The following is a 21,623-nucleotide window of genomic DNA, read 5'->3' as shown; positions in this document are numbered from 1 at the left end:
CAGCACGCCGACCAATGCGCCTTCCGATGCGCCGGCCGGTCAGCCGCTGGTTCTGGCCCTGCCCAAGGGACGCATCCTGAAGGAGCTGCGCCCGTTGCTCGCCCACGCCGGCATCGAGCCGGAAGCGGCGTTCGACGACGCGGACAGCCGGCTCCTGCGCTTTGCGACCAACATCCCGAATCTCAGCATCATCCGCGTCCGGTCCTTCGACGTGGCGACCTTCGTCGCCTTCGGCGCCGCCCATCTGGGCGTGGCCGGCAACGACGTGCTGATGGAGTTCGACTATCCGGAAATCTACGCGCCGCTCGATCTCGGCATCGGCAAGTGCCGCCTGTCGGTCGCTGAACCGGTCGAGCTGGGGGAGAGCGACGATCCGTCGCGTTGGAGCCACGTGCGCGTCGCGACCAAATACCCGGAGGTCACCAGGAAGCATTTCGCGGCGCGCGGGGTGCAGGCGGAGTGCGTGAAACTGAACGGCGCCATGGAACTTGCCCCGACCCTCGGCCTGTGCCGCCGCATCGTCGATCTGGTGTCCACCGGCTCGACTCTGAAGGCGAACGGGCTGGTGGAGATCGAGCACATCGCCGACGTCACCTCCCGCCTCATCGTCAACCGGGCCGCCTTCAAGACGCGGCCCGAGGAAATCTCCGGCTGGATCGACCGCTTCCGGGAGGCTGTGAATGCCCGTCAGGCTTGATGCCCAGGACCCCCGCTTCGCCGAGGGGTTTGAGGGGCTTCTCCACGCCAAGCGCGAGACCAGCGAGGACGTCCAGGCCCTGGTCGCCGGCGTCATCGACACGGTGCGCAAGCGCGGCGACGCGGCGCTGATCGACTACACCGCCCGCTGGGACCGCCAGACGCTGACCCCCGCCACCCTGCGCATCTCCCAGGACGAGGTGGACGCGGCGGTGGGCAAGTGCAGCGCGGAGCTGCTGCGCGCGCTCGACACCGCGGCGGAGCGCATCGAGAGCTTCCACCGCCTCCAGGTGCCGGAGACGACCGACTACCGCGACGCCCAGGGCGTGCGGCTGGGTGCCCGCTGGACCGCGGTCGGCGCCGCCGGCCTCTATGTGCCGGGCGGCACGGCGTCCTACCCCAGCTCCGTCCTGATGAACGCCCTGCCGGCCAAGGTCGCCGGGGTGGAGCGCATCGTCATGGTGGTGCCGACCCCGGACGGGGCGATCAACCCGCTGGTCCTGGCTGCCGCCAAGCGCTGCGGCATCACCGAGATCTACCGCATCGGCGGCGCCCAGGCCGTCGCCGCGCTCGCCTACGGCACGGCGACCATCGCGCCGGTGGACAAGATCGTCGGCCCCGGCAACGCCTTCGTCGCCGCCGCCAAGCGTCTGGTCTACGGCACGGTCGGCATCGACAGCATCGCCGGCCCGTCGGAGATCCTGGTGGTCGCCGACAACCGGAACGACCCGGCCTGGATCGCCATGGACCTGCTGTCCCAGGCGGAGCACGACACCTCGGCCCAGTCGATCCTCATCACCGACGACCCGGCTTTCGCCGATGCGGTGGCGGCGGCCGTGGACAAGCACTTGGAGACCCTGCCGCGCGCCGCCATCGCCGGGGAGAGCTGGCGGGAGCACGGCGCGATCATCGTGGTGCGCGATCTGCTGGCCGAGTCGCCGGCCCTGATCGACCGTCTGGCGCCGGAGCATCTGGAGCTGGCGGTGGAGGACCCCGACGCGCTGGCCGCGAAGGTGCGCAACGCCGGGGCCATCTTCCTCGGCCGCCACACGCCGGAGGCCATCGGCGATTACGTCGCCGGCCCGAACCACGTCCTGCCGACGGCGCGTTCCGCGCGCTTCTCGTCGGGTCTGAACGTGCTGGATTTCATGAAGCGGACGACCTTCGTCGCCTGCGACGCGGAGAGCGTGAAGGCGATCGGCCCGGCGGCGGTGACGCTGGCCCGGTCGGAGGGTCTGGACGCGCACGCGCTGTCGGTGGCGCTGCGCCTGCCGGGAGGAGGTCAGGGGTGAGCACGAAGGGCAACCGCCGCATCGTCCATGTGACGCTCGACGAGAAGACCGTGATCCGCCGCAAGCCGGAGGTGGAGCACGAGCGCGCGGTTGCCATCTTCGACCTGCTCGAAGACAACGAGTTCTGCCCCTGCGACCACGCCGACGACGGGCCCTACCACCTGCATCTGTCGATCGAGGACAACCGGCTGGTCTTCGACGTCCGGCGCGACGACGACAGCGCGCTGGACAAGATCACCCTGCCGGTGACCGGCTTCCGGTCGATCGTTCGGGACTATTTCCTGATCTGCGAAAGCTACTATCAGGCGATCAAACGCTCCACGCCCTCGCAGATCGAGGCGATCGACATGGGGCGCCGCGGCCTGCACAACGAAGGATCGGAGATGCTGCGCGAACGGCTGGCCGGCAAGGTCGAAATGGATCTCCAGACGGCGCGTCGGCTGTTCACGCTGATCTGCGTCCTCCACATCCGCGGCTGACGGGGTCGGGCGGCGCATGGCCCCGGTGCTGCAACCGCTCCCCGTGACGAGCGTGTTGTTCGCCTGCACCTACAACATGATCCGCTCCCCGATGGCGGCGGCGATCATGCGGCATTTCCATGGCACGCGCGTCTACGTCGATTCGGTCGGCGTGCGCGAGGGGGACGAGGTCGATCCCTTCGCCGTGGCGGTGATGGAGGAGATGGGCATCGACCTGTCCCGCCACCGTTGCCGCAGTTTCGAGGATCTGGAGGACACGAATTTCGACCTGATCGTGTCGCTGTCGCCGGAGGCTCAGCACCGCGCCATCGAGATGACCCGCACGATGGCCTGTGAGGTGGAGTTCTGGAACACGTTCGACCCCACCCTGGTGGACGGAAACCGCGACGCCATGCTGGAGGCCTACCGCAAGGTGCGCGACGGGTTGCTGACCCGGATCAAGGAGCGATTTCCGCTGTCCCGCGGCCCGACGGTGTGACCATTCGCCGGTTTGACGGCGAGATTTTGCGAAGGTCTTTTTCAAGGCTGGGTTGAGGTGCTATTGAGATGAATCATCGAATGACGTGTGTTCCGCCCCGTAGACTTTAGCGGTTCCTGAGAGGTTCTCCGCCTGATGCTCGCCGGTTTGCCGTCCCGCCTGTTTCGTGCCACCGGCCTGCGGAGCCTCCGGCTGCGTCTGATGGGAGTCGTCCTGGCGTCCCTGGCCCTGCCGCTGGCCGGAGCGGTGTACTTTTTCGACCAGCAACTCGACCAGCGCTTGAGCAGCGCACGGGAACTGGCGCGGCACCTGACCGAGGACGGGGTGGAGCGGCAGCGCGACCTGATCGGCGAGGCGCGGAACCTGCTGAGCGTGCTCGCGCTGGTGCCGGCGGTCCGCGATGCCGTCCACGGGAGCACCGACGCCTGCGTCGCCACCCTGGCGCCGATGCCGCGGCAGCATCGCTGGACGACCGGGGTGTGGGTGGCCGACCCGAACGGCCTCCTCATTTGTGACACGACCGGTCCCGGCTCCGGCATCAGCCTGCGCGAGCGCGAATATTTCCAGCGGGCGCTCGACACCAAGTCCTTCGTGCTGAGCGAGGTGGTGGTCGGCAAGCGGTCGGGGAAGCCGCTGATCCTGGCGGTGCAACCGGTCCTGGTGAACGGCGAGATCGAGCGTGTGCTGGGCGTCGCCATCGATCTTGCCTGGCTGACCGACCTCGTGAAGGTGACGAAGCAGGACGACGCGCGCATCCTGGTGCTGGACCGCCACGGCGTGCTGATCGCGCGCCAGCCCGATCCGGAAGGCTGGGTCGGGCGGAGCATGACGGAGTTTCCGCACATCCGGCGGATGCTGACCGAAGACAGCGGCGCCTTCGAGGGTGAAAGCGCCGACGGGCTCAACCGCATCTGGGCCTTCCGCCACTCCCCGGAAACCAACACCGTCTTCGCCGTGGGCATGCCGACCGGGCCGATCGTGGCGGACGCCCAGCGCGACCTGCTGCGCGGACTGGTTCTGCTCGGCATCGTCGGATTGCTCAGCGTGGCGGCCCTGTGGTCGCTGCTCCACGCCTCGGTCCTGCGCTGGATGCGCGTCCTCAGCCAGGCGGCAACCCGGATCGGGGCCGGCGACGTCGGCACCGTGGTGGAGGCCCGCGGCGCGCCCGATGAGATCCGTCTGGTGGCCAACGCCTTCAACGACATGTCGGGCCGGCTGAAGCGGCGCGAGCAGGAGTTGCGCGCCGCCATGGAGGAGGCCCGCGCCGGAAGCCGCGCCAAGGAGGATTTCCTGGCGACCATGAGCCACGAGATCCGCACGCCGATGAACGGCGTGATCGGATTCGCGGACATGCTGCTGGAAACGCCGCTGACGGCGGAGCAGCGGCGCTACGCCTCACAGGTGCGGGATGCCGGGCGCTCCCTGCTGACCGTCATCAACGACGTGCTGGATCTGTCGAAGCTGGAGGCGGGCAAGCTGGATCTGGTCTGCGTGCCGTTCCGGCTGGACGATCTGGCCGACCGCTGCCAGGCCATCGTGCGGTTGACCGCCGAGCAGAAGGGACTGGAGCTTCACACCTCCGTCGCCGCGGCGGCGCGGGGCTATGTGATGGGCGATCCCGACCGGGTGCGCCAGATCCTGCTGAACCTGCTGGGCAATGCGGTGAAATTCACCGACACCGGCAGCGTTCGTCTGACCGTGAAAGCGATGGGGGAGGAATCCGGCACCCGGCGCTACACCTTCACCGTCAGCGACACCGGCATCGGCGTGCCCGAGGACCGCCAGCGCGAGCTGTTCCAGCGCTTCAGCCAGTTGGACCGCGGGCGCGGCGGCACCGGGCTGGGGCTGGCCATCTGCCGCCGCCTGGTCGAACTGATGGGGGGCGAGATCGGCGTGGAAAGCCGCCCCGGAGTCGGCAGCACCTTCTGGTTCAGCCTGCCGCTGAAGCCCGCCAGCGCCCCGGAGCGGGACGACCATGACGGTGGCGCCCTGCATCAGCACCAGCCATCCAGCCGCGGCGCGCGCATCCTGCTGGCCGAGGATCTGGCGATGAACCGCGATCTGGTCATCGCCATGCTGACACGGGCCGGGCACCATGTTGACGCGGTGCAGGATGGCGCCGCCGCGGTGACCGCCGTGCGGGAGCGCGCCTACGACCTCGTCCTGATGGACGTGCAGATGCCGGTTATGGACGGGCTGGAGGCGACCCGGCGCATCCGGGCACTTCCCGGCCCGCTGGGCCGCATTCCGATCCTGGCGTTGTCGGCGGGCGTGCTGGCCGTGGAGGTGGAGCGCTGCCAGCAGGCCGGGATGGACGATCATCTGGCCAAGCCTTTGGAGAAGGCTCGCCTTCTGGCCGCCATCGACCATTGGAACGGCGAGGGGCGGCGGACGGCGGTCGACGCCGGACCCATCCAGCGGACCGGCACGCCGGTCGATTGAGCCCGTCCCACCACAACGGGCCAATGATTAAGAAAAATTAAGGTTCTTTTGCTAAAGTTGTGACGAAGGGATCCGCGAGAGCGGTTCCGGTCTGACGGTTCCGGTGTTCCATGAAGGTCGCGCTGCCACCACTCGCCCCGATCCCCGAGCGCAAGCCGGATGTGCCGGCGTCGCCGTTGTCAGCGGGTGCCGCGCCGGTGGGGTCGTTTCAAAGCGCGCTGGCGGACGCCCAGCCGGTTCCGCGCGGGCGATTGGCCAACGGGCAGAAGGTTCCGCCCCTGCCGGCCTTGAAACCGGAAGCGCCGATCCAGCTCGCCGACGGGACCCGCGTGCCGTTTCCCACCCGCAAGCCCGAGGCCGCCGCGATAGCTGCTGCGTCAGGCACCCAATCGACGGTGATCGGCGCCGCGCTGGCGAACAACCCCGCCGCCGGGCAGGTGGTTCTGGCGGCCCAGCAGGTCGCCGGCCTGTCGGGCCACAGCTTCACCGCCATTCTCGCCCAGGCGACCCAGGAAAGCGGGCTGGATCCGGCGGCCCGCAACCGCTCCAGCTCCGCCGCCGGTCCGTTCCAGTTCCTGGAGCGCACCTGGCTCGACCTGTTCCGCCGCCACGGCTCCGCCTACGGCCAGGGGGAGTTGGCGAGCGCGATTCAGAGCCGCAACGGCATCCCCTCGGTCAAGGACCCGGCGGTACGCCGCCAGATCCTGGCGCTGCGCCACGACGTCGATCTTTCCGCCGGCATGGCCGCGCGCTACCTGTCCGAGGGGCGCGACCGGCTGGAGGAGCGGCTGAAGCGCCCGGTGTCCGAGACCGAGAGCCGCATCGCCTATGTGCTGGGCGTCGGCGGGGCCGCCAAGCTGATCCGCGCCGCCGAGTCGTCGCCCAGGGCCGCCGCGGCGGAGCTTCTGCCCGCCGCGGCGCGGAGCAACCGCGGCCTGTTCTACGACCGCGCGTCGGGCCGGGAACTCACCGCGTCGGAGACCGTCGCACGGCTGACGCGCCGCATGGACACCGACCAGAGGGAGATGTTCGAGCGCATCGCACAGGCCGCCGAACCCCGCGTCCGGCTGGATGGCGGCCCGTCGCCGCTCAGTTCTTTCCAATCGGCGGCGTTCGGCGGCACCGCGGGCATGGACGCGGACGGCGCGGCGGAGTATGAAAACGGCGACGGAAACCCGTTCGGCTGAACCGCCGGCTGTTTCCGTCCCATCTGGAAGGCTTTGGCCAACCCCCACGCCGGAGGCTCACCGCCCCCGGTGGAATCCCCCTTGACCGGGCGGCTTCGGGAGGTCAGTTATTGCCTCGAAACTGTTACGGACTTAAGGGGCTATGGCTAAGGAAGATCTGATCGAGTTCTCCGGAACCGTCGTCGAGCTGCTGCCGAACGCGATGTTCCGGGTGAAGCTCGACAACGAGCATGAAGTGCTGGCGCACACCTCCGGCAAGATGCGCAAGAACCGCATCCGCGTGCTGGCCGGTGACCGCGTCAACGTCGAGATGACGCCCTACGACCTGACCAAGGGCCGGATCACGTTCCGGTTCAAGTGATTGAACCGGTTTCCCGCGTTGAACCGGTTTCCACCGTCGGCCATCCTCCCCGCGTTATGAGCACCGAAACCACCCACCGGCTCGTGCTGGCGTCCGCCTCGCCCCGCCGGCTCGACCTGTTGCGCCAGATCGGCGTGGTGCCCGACGCGGTCGACCCCGCAGACATCGACGAATCGCCCCTGCCGCGGGAGCTTCCGCCCCAGCACGCGCTGCGTCTGGCCGGCGAGAAGGCCGCCGCTGTGGCCGCGCGCCATCCCGGCGCCTTCGTGCTGGCCGCCGACACGGTGGTCGCCTGCGGCCGCCGCATCCTGCCCAAGGCGGAGGAAGAGAAACAGGCGCGCGCCTGCCTCGGCCTGCTGTCCGGGCGGCGGCACCGGGTGTTCGGCGGGGTCGTTCTGCTGGCGCCTGCGGGTGAAGAAGAAGCGTTGCGCCGGTCGGAGCGGCTGGTGCGCACCGACGTGACCTTCAAATCCTTGTCCCACGAGGAGACCGAGTCCTACATCGCCTCCGGCGAATGGCAGGGCAAGGCCGGCGGCTACGCGATCCAGGGCCGGGCGGCGGCCCATGTCCGCTGGATCGGCGGCTCCTACAGCAACGTGGTCGGGCTGCCCCTGTTCGAGGTGGCGGCGCTGCTGCGCGGCGCGGGGTTCCCGCTGCCGTGACCGGCCCCACGGGAGGCGCCGCATCGGAAATCCTCATCGACCGCGACGGTCCGCTGACGCGGGCCGCCGTGCTCACCGGCGGGCGGCTGACCGACCTCTACATCGACCATGCCGAGCGTCCGTCCCTGCTGGGCCATGTGTTCCTCGGCCGGGTGGAGCGCATCGCGACGGGGCTGGACGGCGCCTTTGTCGATCTCGGCACCGGCAAGTCGGGCCTGCTCTCCGCGCTCGACGCCCGCGGGCCGAAGGGGCGTCCGAAAGCCAAGGGCGAGCGGATCGGCAACCTGCTGCGCACCGGCCAGACCGTGCTGGTTCAGGTGAAGGCCGACGCCACCGGGGCCAAGGGGCCGTCCCTGACCATGGACATCACCCTGCCGGGCCGCTTCCTGGTGCATGCGCCGCTGGGCCGCGACGTGGCGGTGTCGAAGCGGCTGGGCAGCGGGCCGGAGCGGGCCGAACTGGCCCGCCGCATCCAGGACATCGCCCCCGGGGCCGGCTGGATCGTCCGGGCGGGCGCCGCCACCGCGACCGACGGGCTGCTGGCCGCGGAGTCGGACGCGCTGCATCTGGCGTGGCGGTCCATCCGCGACGCGGCGGAGCGGGGCGGCGGACCTGCGCTGCTGCTGCCCGGCCCCGACGCGCCGCGCCGCGCCCTGATCGAGCATGGGGCGGCCGCCCCGTCGCGGATCACCGTGGACGACGCGGCTCTGGCCCACGACCTCGCCGGCTGGTGCGCCGACCGCGCGCCGGACCTGGAGGAGCGGGTGGAGCCGTTCGACGCCCGCCTGCTCCCCACGCCGTCCGCCGATCGGACAGGGGGGGGGCGGCAGCGGCTGTTCGACCTGCGCGATCTCGACGCTGAAATCGAAACGTTGCTCGGCACGCGGGTGCCGCTGTCCGGCGGCGGGTCGCTGGTCATCGAGCGGACGGAAGCGATGACCGTCGTGGACGTCAACGCGGGGGAACGCGGCAACCCGCTGGACGTCAATCTGGAGGCGGCGGCGGAGATTGCCCGGCAACTGCGCCTGCGCAACGCCGGGGGGATCGTCGTCGTCGATTTCGTCAACATGCGCAACCGGGGCGACGCCGAGCGGTTGCTGAACGCGCTGTCCCGCGCGGTGGAGGACGACCCGGCGCAGACCCAGGTCTATGGCCTGTCCAAGCTGGGTCTGGTGGAGATGACCCGCGCCCGGCGCGGCACGGCCCTGGCCGAGCTGCTGGGGAGCGCCCGGCTGGACTCCAACCGCACCGGCGCGGCGGAGGATTGAGCGATGAACGACAATCAAAAGCCAATGGGCGCAAAGCCGACCGAGAAAGCCTGCCCGATCTGCGGCCGTCCGGCGGTGGAGGAGAGCAAGCCCTTCTGCTCCAAGCGTTGCGCCGACGTGGATTTGTCGCGCTGGCTGGGCGGCGTCTACCGCATCGAAAGCCCCGACCGCCCGGACGCCGAAGAGGCGGACGAGCGCGAGTGACGGGGCGGCGCTTTTCTGCATTTTAGGGCTGGACAGGCCCGGCGAATTTGCCTACAAAGCGCGCCTCGACGCGCCGCGGTCTCCATCGCGGCCTCGGTGCCCAGGTAGCTCAGTTGGTAGAGCAGGGGACTGAAAATCCCCGTGTCGGCGGTTCGACTCCGTCCCTGGGCACCACTTCATCCCTTCGTGGGGTTGTGGTGTTTTGAACGCTCCGTCATCCACGGGGCGTTTTTTGTTGTCCGCGCCGCGTCACACGGCCCGGTGCGCGCGGAAGGGGTGGCGTTCGCGCCGCGACGACCGTATCGTGCGTCGCGCAACGAGCCGGCACGGATGGCGGGATGCTCGATCAGCGGACAAGCGCGTTTCTGGCGGAATTCCTCTCACAGCCCGGCGGCGATCCGGAGCGGCTCGACCGCTTCCTGCTGCATGGCCCGTACCGCGGACGGCGCGGCGGCCGGCCCCGGCTGAAGCTGGCCTTCCACGACTTCTGGCCGGAGTTCGACAAGGGCACGAACTTCTTCATCGAGATCCTGTCCAGCCGCTTCGACCTGTCGGTGGTCGAGGACGACAGCGACCTCGCCATCGTGTCGGTCTTCGGTGGGCGGCACCGCGAGGCGCGCAGCCGCCGCACCCTGTTCTTCACCGGGGAGAACGTCCGGCCGCCGCTGGACGGCTTCGACATGGCGGTGTCCTTCGACCGCGTCGACGACCCGCGCCACTACCGCCTGCCGCTCTACGTCATGCACGCTTACGAGCACATGCGGGAGGGGGCGGTGCCGCATTTCTGCTCGCCGGTCCTCCCGCCGGTGCCGCCGACGCGGGCGGCCTTCGCGGAGCGCGGCTTCTGCGCCTTCCTCTACAAGAACCCGAACGGCGAGCGCCGCAACCGCTTCTTCCCGGCGCTGGACGGGCGGCGGCGCGTCGATTCGGTGGGCTGGCACCTGAACAACACCGGCAGCGTCGTCAAGATGGGCTGGCTGGCCAAGATCCGCGTCTTCGAACGTTACCGCTTCGCCTTCGCCTTCGAGAACGCCAGCCACCCCGGCTATCTGACGGAGAAGATCCTGGACGTCTTCCAGGCCGGCGCGGTGCCGCTCTACTGGGGCGATCCCGAGGTGGAGCGCGAGGTGGCCGCGGGCAGCTTCATCGACGTGTCGCGCTTCGCCACGGACGAGGAGGCGGTGGAGCGCATCCTGGCGGTGGACAGTGATTACGACGCCTATTGCGCCCATCGCGCCGTGGCGCCCTTCCTGGGGACGGAGGAGTTCCATTTCGACGCCTACCGCCTCGCCGACTGGATCGAGAGCCGGCTGTAAGGGCCGGGGGAGGGGGAGCGATGGCGCGGGTGCTGCTGAACTACGCGGACGGGGCCTTTCTGGCGGCGCAGAAGCGCAACGCGCGGAGCGGGATGGAGGTCGGCGGCTTCGATTCCGTGGCGATGCTGGGCCGCGGGCACATCGACCCGGCCTTCGTCGAGCGCAACCGCTTCATCCTCGACCAGCCGCGCGGGGCGGGCTACTGGCTGTGGAAGCCCTGGGCCATCTGGACCCTGCTGCGCGACCACCTGAAGGACGGCGACGTTCTGTTCTACTGCGACAGCGGCGCCCATTTCGTGCACCGCGCCGACCCGGTGATCGAGCTGTGCCGGGAACGGCGCGACCTGCCCATCCTGCTGTTCACGCTGCAGGACGAATTCAAGAACCGCGGTTGGACCAAGCGCGACTGCTTCCATTTCATGCGGCTGGACCGCCCCGAATACACCGACGCCACCCAGATCCTGGCGAGTTTCATCGTCTGCGAACGGACGCCGGACACCATCGCCTTCGTCTCCGAATGGCTGCGCTTCGCCCAGGACGAGCGCATCCTCACCGACGCGCCGAACGAGTGCGGCAAACCCGACTACCCGGAGTTCCGCGACCACCGCCACGACCAGAGCATCCTCAGCCTGCTGGCCCGCCGCCGCGGGGTGAGCACGATCCCCGATATCTCGCAATGGGGTGACGACCGCCGCCCGCCGGAGATTCCGCGCATCCTGCTGCACACCCGCCAGCGGGATTGAGGGGCGCGCATGGACCGTCCCGAAACCGCCGAACGGGCCGCCGCGCTGCACCGGCAGGCCGTCGCCGCCCAGCGCGAGGGCCGCGTCCGCGAGGCCGTGGCGTTGTTCCAGCAGGCGCTGGCGCTGCGCAAGGACTTGGACACGTACCTGGATTTCGGCGGCCTGCTGGCCGGGCTGTCGCAATGGGGACCGGCGGGGGCGGTCTACGCCGCGGCGCTGAAGCTGGCGCCCGGCTCTCCCGACGCCCATTACGGGCTGGCGCTGGCTCATCACGCCCAGGGACGCCCGGCGGAGGCCGAACCGCATTACCGCGCCGTCCTGGCGGCATGCTCCGGTCTGGGTGCGGTGTGGAACAACCTCGGCGTCGCGCTCCAGGAGCAGGGCCGCCCCGGCGAGGCCGAAACCGCCTACCGCGAGGCCCTGCGCCACCAGCCGGAGGACGCCGGCACCTGGAAGAATCTGGCGGTCGCGCTGGAAAGCCTGAGCCGGACCGGCGAGGCCGAAGCCGCCTACCGCGCGGCGCTGTCACACAACCCGGAGCATGCGGTGTCCCTCAACAACCTCGGCGGCCTCGCTTTGGCCGCCGGGCGCTTGGACGAGGCGTGGCGGATCGGGCGCCGGATGGCGGCGCTTGACCCGGCGGACCGGCACGGCTGGATGCTGCTCGGCAACGCCGCCCACGCGGCGGGCCGCTGGAGTGAAGCGGTGCGGGTGAACGCGGTGGCGGTGCGGCTGGCCCCGGACGATCCCGGCCCGCGTCGCAACCTCGCCAACGCGCTGTCCGCCGCCGGCCGGCGGGAGGCGGCAGCGGCCGAGTACCGGGCGGTTCTCGGGCTTCAACCTGGTTCCCCGACGGCGGCGGTCGATCTGGCGGTGGAACTGCTCGGCCTGCACGACACGGCGGGCGCGCTCGCGGTGCTGCGTGGCGCGATCGGGCGGCATCCCGACCACGCCGCGGCGTGGCGGATTCTCGGCCAGACACTGACCGGCGCCTTGAGGCCGGACGCCGCGCTCGACGCGCTGCGCCGGGCGACGGCCCTCGATCCCGGTGACCGGGCAGGATGGGAGGATCTCGCCGCTGCCGCCACTCTGGCCGACCGGGTCGCGCCGTCCATCGAGGCCCTCCGCCGCGTTCGCCGGCTCTCCCCCGCCTACAACCCGGCGCTGGCGCAGCTGGTGCAGCAGCAGAGGCACGCCTGCGACTGGCGCGACCTGCCGGCGCTGGAGGGCGATCTGATCGGCCGGCTGCGCGCCGGGGCGCTGGGCGTGCCGCCCTTCGGCCTGCTGGCGGTGGACACGACCCCGGCGGACCAGCGGGCGGCGGCGGAGCGATGGGCGCGGCAGAAGGCGCGCGGCGTGCCGGCGGTGGCGCGTCCCGCCGTCGCCGGAGACGGTCGCCTGCGCATCGGCTATCTCTCCGCCGACTTCCACGAGCACGCCACCGCCTATCTGATGGCGGAGCTTCTGGAGCGGCACGACCGGACGCGATTCGCCGTCACCGCCTATTCCACCGGCATTGACGACGGAAGCCCGATGCGCCGCCGGTTGACCGCAGCGGTCGAGCGCTTTGTGGACCTGCGCGACCGCTCCGACCGCGACGCCGCGCAAGCCATCGCCGCCGATGGCATCGACATCCTGGTGGACCTGAAGGGCTACACGGCCTTCGCCCGCACACCGATCCTGGCGGCGCGGCCCGCCCCGGTGCAGGTGAACTGGCTGGGCTATCCCGGCACCATGGGGGCGGACTTCATCGACGTGATCCTGGCCGACGCGGCGACCATCCCGCCGGGCGAGGAGGCGTTCTACAGCGAGGCGGTGGTCCAGCTCCCCCATTGCTATCAGCCCAACGACCGCCACCGCGCCATCGCGGAGCGCACGCCGACGCGCGCCGATTGCGGGTTGCCGGAGGACGGCTTCGTCTTCTGCTGCTTCAACAGCCCCTACAAGCTGACCCCCGCTGTGTTCGACGTCTGGGCGCGGCTGCTGCGCGCCGTGCCGGGGAGCGTGCTGTGGCTCTACGCCGGCAACCCGCTGGTCGCCGGCAACCTGCGGGGCGAGGCGGCGGCCCGCGAGGTGGCGCCGGAACGCCTCGTCTTCGCGCCGCCGCGCCCCCTGGCGGAGCATCTGGCGCGGCACCGGCTGGCCGACCTGTTCCTCGACACGCTGCCCTACAACGCCCACACCACGGCCAGCGACGCGCTGTGGACCGGGCTTCCGGTGGTGACCTGCCGCGGCGGGACCTTCGCCGGGCGGGTGGCGGCCAGCCTGCTCGACACGGTGGGGCTGCCGGACCTGATCACCGGCTCGCTGGAGTCCTACGAGGCGCTGGCCCTGGACCTCGCCCGCGATCCGGCACGGCTGGCCGGCCTGAAGGCGCGCTTGGCATCGGCGCGGACGGCCAGCCCGCTGTTCGACGGAGAGCGCTTCGCCCGCGACCTGGAGGACGCTTACCAAGCGATCTGGCAACGATTCGCACCGGCAGGAGACGCGCCATGACGACCACGGACCGGCGGCTTCACATCGTCGTGCCCTACCGCGACCGCGCGGCCCATCTGCGGGACTTCGTGCCGCGGGTCGGCGCTTACTTCGCAACACTCGCCGATCCCATCGACTACCGCGTCACCATCGTCGAGCAGGAGGCCGGGCTGCCCTTCAACCGGGGCGCCGTCAAGAATGTCGGCTTCCTGCTGGGCGAGGCGGAGAGCGGCTACACCTGCCTGCACGACATCGACTATCTGCCCATCGACGCCGATTACTCCTGGGTTGACCGGCCGACCCCCATCCTGTCCTTCGGGGCGGAGCAGCGGCCGGTGGCGCCGGGCCGCTCGGACCAGACGGTGACCACCGACCTGGAAAGCACGATGGGCGGCGTCCTGCTGATGCCCAACGACGTGTTCCGGCGGATCGACGGCTATTCCAACGCCTATTGGGGCTGGGGCTACGAGGATTTCGACCTGTCGCTGCGCATCCGCTCCCGCCGCATCCCGACCGCGCGGCGGCCCGGCCGGTTCGAGCCGCTGGACCACGACAACGAGGGCTTCAACCCTGATGCCTCGGCCTCGACCATCTCGCGGGTCAACAAGCGGGTCTTCCAGGCGAACTGGTCCGGCGGCGCGATTCCGGAGGAGGACGGCCTGTCCAGCCTGTCCTTCGAAATCCTCGACCGCCGCCCCTGCGACGGGGCGCCTCCCGGCGGCGAAGGACGGTGGGAGATCGTGCGCGTCCGCCTGACCATGGCGCCGCTGCCCGGCCAACTGGCGGCCTTCCGGGCGCGCTGAAGCTGTTACCTTTCGGGACACCGACGCATCTGCGGGAAGACACCGGCGCGTTCCAATGCGTATAGTGCGCCGCTTGCCTGCCCCGCTCGGGGTGGCTTTTGGCCCGCAGGACGAACACCCGCGAAACGACGAAGCGGAATGGACATGACCAGCCACGAAGACGTCTTCGACGCGCCGGAGACGCGGCAGCCGACCATCCTGGCGGTGTACAACCAGAAGGGCGGCGTCGGCAAGACGACCACCTCCGTCAACCTCGCCCTGGCGCTGGCCGCGCTGGGCAAGAGCGTCGTCCTGATCGACTTCGACCCGCAGAGCAGCGCCACCAGCAACTTCCTGCTGCGGGAGAAGGCGCGCGTCGGCATCAACGACCTGCTGAGCCAGGACACCTTCGTCGAGGACGCCATCACCCCGACCAGCTTCGACGGGCTGTCGATGATCATCGGGGCGCGCAAGCTCTATTCGCTGGAACACGCGCTGGACGCCCGCGGCGGTTCGCAGCGCGGCCTGCGCAAGGCGCTGCACTTCTCGCGCAACCCGCCGGATTACGTGGTGATCGACTGCCCGCCGGCGCTCGGCCACCTGGCGGCGGGCGCGCTGGCGGCGTCGGACCGGCTGGTGCTGCCGGTCTTTCCGGGGCGCTACGCGCTGGACGGGTTGAAGCGCACCCTGTCGGTGGTCGAGCACATCCAGAAGGGCATGAACCCCAACCTGTCGGTGGCCGGCATCCTGATGCTGTCGATCACCAACGACGAGGTCGGACGCGAATCGCTGACCCTGCTGCGCTCCGAGTTCCCGGAACTGATGTTCCGCACGGCGATCCCCTACGACGTGGACGTGGTGAAGGCGACCTACCGTCGGATGCCCGCCGCGATCTTCAGCCCGGAGGGGCGGACGACGACGCGCTTCCTGGCGCTGGGCTGGGAGATCGTCCACGGCCGCGGCTCCTCCCCGACCGACGAGCAGTTGAAGCCGGCGCAGGACCGCATCCGCGCGTGGCACGCCGACACCGACTCCTCCTACAGCGCCCGCCGCGCGGCGGCGCAGGACGAGGGCGACGAGTCCACGGGCGGCGGCAACGGACGCAGCGCGGGGGCTGAGGCGCCCAAGGGCGGCGGCGGCCGGGCGCTGGTCGCCGCGGCGGTCGGGCTGATCGTCGGATTTGCCCTTGGCGTGCTGTTCGGCCAACCCCTTCTGGGCGGCGTGCTGGCGGGGCTCGGCGGCTGACCTACAGCACCGCCTTGCGGGCGGAGAGCAGGATGCTGGTCTCGGTGGAGGCGATGCCGGCGATCTGCCGGACGCGGCGCAGCGTGTCGTCGAACGCCTCCAGCGACTCCGTTTCGATTTCAGCGACGACGTCCCAGCGCCCGTTGGTCGTGTAGACCGTCCGCACCTCCGGAAAACCGTGCAGGCGGGCGATGACCGTTTCGGCGGCGCGGCCCTCCACCTCGATCATTGTGATGGCCCGGACCATGGCGGGCCGCAGATCCTTGCGCAACAGCACCGTGAAGCCGGCGATGACCCCGCTGTCGACCAGACGGTCGATGCGGGCGCGCACGGTCGCGCGCGACACCTTCAGCGCGGCCGCGAGGCCGGCGACGGGCTGGCGGGCGTCGGCGCGCAGCAGGCCCAGCAGGCGGTGGTCCAGGTCGTCCATGCCAGAATGATAAGCCGGGCTTGTCAGACTGTCAAAAACGCCGCCGTTCGTTGGCACTTTTCCGTCTTTCTGCCGCCGGTGCCGCCCCCGATAGTCATGGAAGGCACGATCGCGCAGGGAGAGGGGCGGCATGGCGTCGGGGGATCGGGACGATCAGCGCTTCGTGGAGATCATCGGCGTTCCCATCGAGGCGGGGGCCGGCCATCCCGGCGCCCTGATGGGGCCGGCGGCGCTGCGCACGGCGGGGCTGGTCCGCGCCCTGCGCGATCTCGAGCATGAGGTGCGTGACCTGGGGGACCTGACGCCCGCTCCTTGGAGCGAGGGCGATGCAGCGACGGCCCGTCTGGCGGAGATCACCGCCTGGTCGCGGGCGTTGGCCGACCGCTCCTACGCCATGATGCGGACGGGCGGGGTGCCGGTGTTCCTGGGTGGCGACCACAGCCTGTCCATGGGCTCGGTCACCGGGGTGGCCCGCCATTGCCGGGAGGCCGGCAAGCCGCTGTTCGTGCTGTGGCTGGACGCGCACGGCGACTTCAACACCCCCCACACCTCGCCGTCCGGCAACATGCACGGGATGCCGGTGGCTCTGCTGTGCGGGGAGGACGGCTTCGACGACGTCTTCCCGCCGGAGCAGCGGGCCACCGTGAACCCGGCCCATGTGCATCTGTTCGGCATCCGCTCCCTCGACCCCGGCGAGCGGCGCCTGCTGCGCGCCCGCGGGGTGGACGTGGTGGACATGCGGCTGATCGACGAGCACGGCGTCGGTGTCCACATGCGCCGCATCATCGAGCGGGTGCGGCAGGCCGGCGGCCATCTGCACGTCAGCCTGGATGTGGATTTCCTCGACCCTGCCATCGCGCCCGCGGTGGGAACGGCGGTGCTGGGCGGGGCGACCTACCGCGAGGCGCACCTGATCATGGAGATGCTGCACGACGCCGGCGTCGTCGGCTCGCTCGACGTGGTGGAGCTGAACCCCTTCCTGGACGAGCGGGGCAAGAGTGCCCTCCTGCTGGTCGATCTGGTGGCGAGCCTGTTCGGGCGCCGCATCATCGACCCCGCCGTCACCCAGTCGCAGATCGGCGGCCAAGCCGTTTGAAAAAGAAACAGACCCGGAGAGAACGCCATGCTTCAGCACGCCGCCGACCTGATCGGGACCGAACACCGCCTGGGCGCCCACAATTACAAGCCGCTGGACGTCGTGCTGGCGCGCGGCGAGGGCGTGTATGTCTGGGACACCGAGGGCAACCGCTACCTCGACTGCCTGTCGGCCTACTCCGCCGTCAACCAGGGCCATTGCCATCCGAAGATCCTGGAGGCGATGGTGCAACAGGCGTCGAAGCTGACGCTGACCTCCCGCGCCTTCCGCAACGACCAGCTCGCGCCGTTCTACGAGGAGCTGGCGGCGCTGACCGGCTCGCACAAGATCCTGCCGATGAACAGCGGGGCGGAGGCGGTGGAATCGGCGATCAAGACGGTGCGCAAGTGGGGCTACGAGGTGCGCGGCGTGCCGGAGAACCAGGCGGAGATCATCGTCTGCTCGGACAATTTTCACGGCCGCACCATCTCTATCGTCAGCTTCAGCACCGACCCGGACGCCCGCGGCGGCTTCGGCCCCTTCACGCCGGGCTTCCGCACCGTGCCCTTCGGCGATGCGGCGGCGCTGGAGGCGGCGCTGACCCCCAACACGGTGGCCGTCCTGCTGGAGCCGATCCAGGGCGAGGCCGGCGTGGTCATCCCGCCCGCCGGCTACCTGCGCCGGGTTCGCGACCTGTGCACGGAGCGCAACGTCGTGATGATCCTGGACGAGATCCAGACCGGGCTGGGCCGCACCGGCAAGCTGCTGGCCGAGGAGCATGAGGGGGTGGAGGCCGACGTCACCCTGATCGGCAAGGCGCTGTCCGGCGGCTTCTACCCGGTGTCGGCGGTGCTGTCGAACTCCGAGGTGCTGGGCGTGCTGAAGCCCGGCCAGCACGGCAGCACCTTCGGCGGCAACCCGCTGGCCTGCGCTGTCGCCCGCGCCGCCATGCGGGTGCTGGTGGAGGAGGGCATGATCGACAACGCCGCCACCCAGGGCGCCTATTTCCTGGAGCAGCTCGGCGCCATCCGCAGCAACGTGATCCGCGAGACGCGCGGGCGCGGCCTGATGCTGGCGGTGGAACTGCACCCGGAGGCGGGCGGGGCGCGCCGCTATTGCGAGGCGCTGCGGGCGCGCGGCGTGCTGGCGAAGGACACCCACGACCACACCATCCGCATCGCCCCGCCGCTGGTCATCACCCGCGCGCAGGTCGATTGGGCGCTGGAGCAGTTCGACGCCGTCCTGACGGGCACCGCCCTTCCGTAAAGGGGGGCCTGCGGAAAGGGTGCCCGGCGCAAAAGGCGCTTGCGGCCCGCCCCGGCCTTCGCCACGGTGGGGCGGGCTTCTCATTCATCCGGCAGCGATCCGCCATGCACAGCGCCATCATCGACCTCCCGTCCGCCACCCCCGGCACCCGGCGGACCCTGACCGTCCAGCGCTTCGGCACGGCGGGCGCGCGGCCCTGCGCCTACATCCAGGCGTCGCTGCACGCCGACGAGATCCCGGCGATGCTGGTGGCCGACAAGCTGCGCCGCATCCTGACCAAACTGGAGGCCGAGGGGCGGATCGCCGGCGAGGTGATCCTCGTCCCGGTCGCCAACCCGGTGGGGCTGGGCCAGTCGCTGATGGACCATCACCTGGGCCGCTTCGACCAGGACGACGGCAAGAACTTCAACCGCGACTACCCCCACCTGGCCGAGGCGGTGGCCGAGCGCGTGGCCGACCGCCTGACCGACGACGGCGAGGCCAACAAGGCCGCCATCCGCGCCGCCCTGGCCGACGCCCTGGCCGAGCGCACCCCGCGCACCGAGACGGAGCACATGAAGCACCGTCTTCTGGGCCTCGCGCTCCAGGCCGATTGGGTGCTGGACCTGCATTGCGACCTGGAAGCGGTGATGCACCTCTACACCCTGACGCCCTCGGCGGAGGCCTTCGCCCCGTTGCAGCGGCTTCTCGGCGCGCAGGCCGTGTTCCTGGCCGAGGAATCCGGTGGGGACCCCTTCGACGAGGCGGTCAGCCGCCCCTGGAACGAGCTTGCCAAGCGCTGGCCCGACCGCCCGATCCCCTTCGGCTGCCATTCGGTGACCGTGGAGCTGCGCGGGCAGGCCGACGTGGAGCACGCCCAGGGCGAAGCGGACGCCCAGGCCATCGCCGGCTTCCTCACCCACGCCGGCGTCCTGTCCGGCGAGCCGCCGGCCCTGCCGGAGCCGCTGTGCGCGCCGACCCCGCTGGAATCCTCCGAACCCCTGACCGCTCCGGTGGGCGGCGTGGTGGTCTTCCATCACAAGGCGGGCGACCGCGTGGAGGCCGGCGCCGTGGTCGCCGACATCCTCGACCCGCTGACCGGCGAGGTGACCCCGGTGCGCAGCGAATCGGCGGGCGTGCTCTACGCCCACAGTGCGACTCGCTTCACCCTGGCGGGCAAGCGGATCGCCAAGGTGGCGGGGACGACGCTGCGGCGGACGGGGCCGTTGTTGAGCGCGTAAGTACCGGGCAATCACAGGCGGTCATTAGCTTCTTAAGGATATCACTCGGTAATTTCCTCGGTCTGCCGCACACGGCAATGATCTTCGCGCAAGCGGATTCAGGAATTGCCAAGTGTTTCTATGATTATGGTCGTTTATTTCGCGAGCCTATTTATTCCTAATGTCCGTTCAATTTGTGCTCTTTGATTGGACAAGCCTCTTATATCGCTTGGTGTCGTTGATATAGTAATTGTTTCAAGCCCAAAGTACCCATCTTGAGGCTCAAGTCGAATGTGTTTGTTTTGTGATTTTATTCTATATCCATGTCGGCAGAGTAGTTCAGTTAGTTGGTTGGCAATTCGTTTTGAATCTTTGGTGGAGCGTTTTAGATCTTCTATTAATTCTCGGAGTCCGGCAGATGGCGCTAGCGCAGAGAATTTCTCAAGGATAGCTTTTGAACGGCTATCAAGTCCATCTTGGTCACAACGGGTGAGACTGGATTTTGCAGAATCTCGAAGTCTGTCTAAAAATTCACCAGGATATATTTCTGGTCAAACTTGTGAGGCAATATATGAATGTAAATAGTTTTCATGCGCATTGTTTGAATTTATGGATTGTTGGCGAGCAAGATCGTCTTTGAGCTGTACAATTGTCTCGCGCAAATTTTCGTTTTCTTCTTCGTAAAGAGCCCTTTCCTCTTGAGAAGTTAACCGATTTCGTTCGCGTTGGCGATGTTGACGTAGCGATTGTTCTTGAAGTTCAGTCCAATCCCAGCCGCAGGATGGCATTTGGCTGCGAAGTGCGTGAGCAGTATCATGGACTATATCTACGAGATTTCGCGATCCAGGGGATTGCTTGCTAGCAAATAGCCGGCGAACGAATCCATAATTCGGCAAAGCAATTCCAATAGCTCCTCCGTATACATTTTGTCCAGAGGTTAAGTCGCGCAAGGTTATGGAAAAATCCCTGTCAGGTTCAACTACAACATGAGCCACTCCGCCTAGTTCATATGCAAGTTTATCTACCTGTTTTCTATTAAATGGCCATGACGAGCCTTTTATTGTGGAGATATAAATAATTGGGAGATTGTTGCTAGCTTTCCCAAGAGAAATGGATTCTGCTAGCTGGAGTGAATCGTCGTTGTTTTTGAGCCAAACAGGCTCATCAGAAACAAGAAATTGCCCATCAGTTCCTGATAGACGATCAACTAAGAAAGATTTAATTATGTAAGGTTTCCGTGGGTGGTGAAGCTTTGCCCCAGACTCTCTTGCAATGCATTGGGTTCGAAAACGCACTATGCTTTGGTCGCCTTCTTTGTCGTTTCTCAATAAAACGGACTCAGTTCGCCAAAGGCGTCCTTCCTGGTCAGGGAAGTCATGACGAAATCCTACGGCCTTCTCTGCTCCTGAAACTTTAAGAACCCTTAAGCGTAATTCTTCTCCATTCGCGCTTATGGCTAATGGTGAATCGCCATCCAAATCGATCTCTACATTATTTTCGAATAATCTACTGTACTGCGTTCCTTTTAACCAAGTTATAATTTGAGCGACAAACATTCTTGAATCTAGGCCGGCTTTGACCGGGAATTCGGTAGCAAAGGGCATCATGTTCAATCTCCTCCAAGTGGCAGAATAGGCGGAAGGATAGAAGAATTTTTCACGATTTTATACCGAAATGCAACGGCAGGAATGGTCGCAGTGTCTTATGGCTGTTGCAGATATGTGTAATAAAACTTTATGCAATTAGCAATTTAGTTTCATAGCAAGAAATGTAAGAAAAACTTGAAAGTAGTTTTTCAAAGGGAAGTGTATTATAAATAATATCATGGAGAAGAAAAATATATAATAGAATTTTTTCTTCATTTGCATCAGAATGTTTCGAAATACTCGTGATGGTATTTGTTGTAGTCCGGAATTTTCAGCATTTTATGTGCCATAATCGCTTTTTGATCATGCATTCCCATCCGTGAACAGCGCGCGGAAGGATTCTGCAAACTCGTCGTAAGGGACGAAGGCTATGGCGG

General features: G+C 67.9%; 20 protein-coding genes and 1 tRNA gene. 19 read left to right on the top strand and 2 right to left on the bottom strand.

Annotated elements, in window-relative coordinates; all coding sequences use genetic code 11:
- The first annotated feature begins 46 nt into the window (after positions 1 to 46).
- From hisG to FHW79_RS19005, 16 genes are all read left to right on the top strand, one after another.
- Positions 47 to 697 (top strand): ATP phosphoribosyltransferase, encoded by a 651-nt coding sequence (gene hisG, locus FHW79_RS19080; protein ID WP_040135666.1) that lies wholly within the window; start codon positions 47 to 49, stop codon positions 695 to 697.
- Positions 681 to 1,988: a histidinol dehydrogenase gene (gene hisD / locus FHW79_RS19075; RefSeq protein WP_183180403.1), complete on the top strand. Its 1,308-nt coding sequence runs from the start codon at positions 681 to 683 to the stop codon at positions 1,986 to 1,988. The genes hisG and hisD overlap by 17 nt, the downstream gene beginning before the upstream one ends.
- Positions 1,985 to 2,467, top strand: coding sequence for a UPF0262 family protein (locus FHW79_RS32790; RefSeq protein ID WP_040134544.1), 483 nt, complete (start codon positions 1,985 to 1,987; stop codon positions 2,465 to 2,467). Before hisD ends, FHW79_RS32790 begins: the two co-directional genes overlap by 4 nt.
- Before the next feature lie 16 nt (positions 2,468 to 2,483).
- Positions 2,484 to 2,945, top strand: coding sequence for a low molecular weight phosphatase family protein (locus tag FHW79_RS19065; RefSeq protein ID WP_183180402.1), 462 nt, complete (start codon positions 2,484 to 2,486; stop codon positions 2,943 to 2,945).
- Between the two features lie 135 nt (positions 2,946 to 3,080).
- A complete protein-coding gene (locus tag FHW79_RS19060) occupies positions 3,081 to 5,387 on the top strand; it encodes a hybrid sensor histidine kinase/response regulator (RefSeq protein ID WP_183180401.1) in 2,307 nt (768 codons plus the stop codon).
- Between the two features lie 110 nt (positions 5,388 to 5,497).
- A complete protein-coding gene (locus FHW79_RS19055; RefSeq protein WP_183180400.1) occupies positions 5,498 to 6,574 on the top strand; it encodes a lytic transglycosylase domain-containing protein in 1,077 nt (358 codons plus the stop codon).
- A 142-nt stretch (positions 6,575 to 6,716) separates the two neighbouring features.
- Positions 6,717 to 6,935: a translation initiation factor IF-1 gene (gene infA, locus FHW79_RS19050; RefSeq protein WP_014198195.1), complete on the top strand. Its 219-nt coding sequence runs from the start codon at positions 6,717 to 6,719 to the stop codon at positions 6,933 to 6,935.
- A gap of 56 nt (positions 6,936 to 6,991) precedes the next feature.
- The gene (locus tag FHW79_RS19045; RefSeq protein WP_183180399.1) at positions 6,992 to 7,597 is read left to right on the top strand and encodes a Maf family nucleotide pyrophosphatase; all 606 of its coding nucleotides are present in this window, start codon (positions 6,992 to 6,994) and stop codon (positions 7,595 to 7,597) included.
- Positions 7,594 to 8,865, top strand: coding sequence for a ribonuclease E/G (locus tag FHW79_RS19040; protein WP_183180398.1), 1,272 nt, complete (start codon positions 7,594 to 7,596; stop codon positions 8,863 to 8,865). The genes FHW79_RS19045 and FHW79_RS19040 overlap by 4 nt, the downstream gene beginning before the upstream one ends.
- 24 nt (positions 8,866 to 8,889) lie before the next feature.
- Positions 8,890 to 9,069, top strand: coding sequence for a DNA gyrase inhibitor YacG (yacG, locus tag FHW79_RS19035; protein WP_211108387.1), 180 nt, complete (start codon positions 8,890 to 8,892; stop codon positions 9,067 to 9,069).
- A 98-nt stretch (positions 9,070 to 9,167) separates the two neighbouring features.
- Positions 9,168 to 9,243 (top strand) — tRNA-Phe (locus tag FHW79_RS19030).
- A gap of 164 nt (positions 9,244 to 9,407) precedes the next feature.
- On the top strand, positions 9,408 to 10,385 hold the full coding sequence (locus FHW79_RS19025) for a glycosyltransferase family 10 (protein ID WP_183180396.1): 978 nt from the start codon (positions 9,408 to 9,410) through the stop codon (positions 10,383 to 10,385).
- A gap of 20 nt (positions 10,386 to 10,405) precedes the next feature.
- On the top strand, positions 10,406 to 11,128 hold the full coding sequence (locus FHW79_RS19020) for a hypothetical protein (protein ID WP_183180395.1): 723 nt from the start codon (positions 10,406 to 10,408) through the stop codon (positions 11,126 to 11,128).
- Positions 11,129 to 11,137: 9 nt separating this feature from the next.
- Positions 11,138 to 13,624: a tetratricopeptide repeat protein gene (locus FHW79_RS19015; protein WP_183180394.1), complete on the top strand. Its 2,487-nt coding sequence runs from the start codon at positions 11,138 to 11,140 to the stop codon at positions 13,622 to 13,624.
- Positions 13,621 to 14,406 carry a galactosyltransferase-related protein gene (locus tag FHW79_RS19010; RefSeq protein ID WP_183180393.1) on the top strand — a complete coding sequence of 262 codons (786 nt, stop codon included), beginning with the start codon at positions 13,621 to 13,623 and terminating at the stop codon, positions 14,404 to 14,406. Before FHW79_RS19015 ends, FHW79_RS19010 begins: the two co-directional genes overlap by 4 nt.
- 144 nt (positions 14,407 to 14,550) lie before the next feature.
- Positions 14,551 to 15,630: an AAA family ATPase gene (locus FHW79_RS19005; protein WP_247884495.1), complete on the top strand. Its 1,080-nt coding sequence runs from the start codon at positions 14,551 to 14,553 to the stop codon at positions 15,628 to 15,630.
- A 1-nt stretch (position 15,631) separates the two neighbouring features.
- Here FHW79_RS19005 and FHW79_RS19000 read toward each other — a convergent pair whose 3' ends face one another.
- Positions 15,632 to 16,060: an Lrp/AsnC family transcriptional regulator gene (locus FHW79_RS19000; protein ID WP_183180391.1), complete on the bottom strand. Its 429-nt coding sequence runs from the start codon at positions 16,058 to 16,060 to the stop codon at positions 15,632 to 15,634.
- 130 nt (positions 16,061 to 16,190) lie between these two features.
- On the opposite strand from FHW79_RS19000, the gene rocF reads away from it, so the two are divergent.
- From rocF to FHW79_RS18985, 3 genes are all read left to right on the top strand, one after another.
- Positions 16,191 to 17,156, top strand: coding sequence for an arginase (gene rocF / locus FHW79_RS18995; RefSeq protein ID WP_183180390.1), 966 nt, complete (start codon positions 16,191 to 16,193; stop codon positions 17,154 to 17,156).
- Between the two features lie 27 nt (positions 17,157 to 17,183).
- Complete coding sequence (rocD, locus tag FHW79_RS18990) at positions 17,184 to 18,401, top strand: ornithine--oxo-acid transaminase (protein WP_183180389.1); 1,218 nt, start codon at positions 17,184 to 17,186, stop codon at positions 18,399 to 18,401.
- Between the two features lie 104 nt (positions 18,402 to 18,505).
- On the top strand, positions 18,506 to 19,621 hold the full coding sequence (locus tag FHW79_RS18985; RefSeq protein WP_183180388.1) for a M14 family metallopeptidase: 1,116 nt from the start codon (positions 18,506 to 18,508) through the stop codon (positions 19,619 to 19,621).
- A 530-nt stretch (positions 19,622 to 20,151) separates the two neighbouring features.
- On the opposite strand, the gene FHW79_RS18980 is transcribed toward FHW79_RS18985, so the two are convergent.
- Positions 20,152 to 21,207, bottom strand: coding sequence for a hypothetical protein (locus FHW79_RS18980; protein ID WP_183180387.1), 1,056 nt, complete (start codon positions 21,205 to 21,207; stop codon positions 20,152 to 20,154).
- Positions 21,208 to 21,623 lie beyond the last annotated feature (416 nt).

The organism is Azospirillum sp. OGB3 (assembly GCF_014192915.1).
In the GTDB taxonomy this organism is placed as follows: Bacteria; Pseudomonadota; Alphaproteobacteria; order Azospirillales; family Azospirillaceae; genus Azospirillum.
Note: the sequence above shows the minus strand (reverse complement) of the source record. Positions and strands in the feature narration are given on the sequence as shown.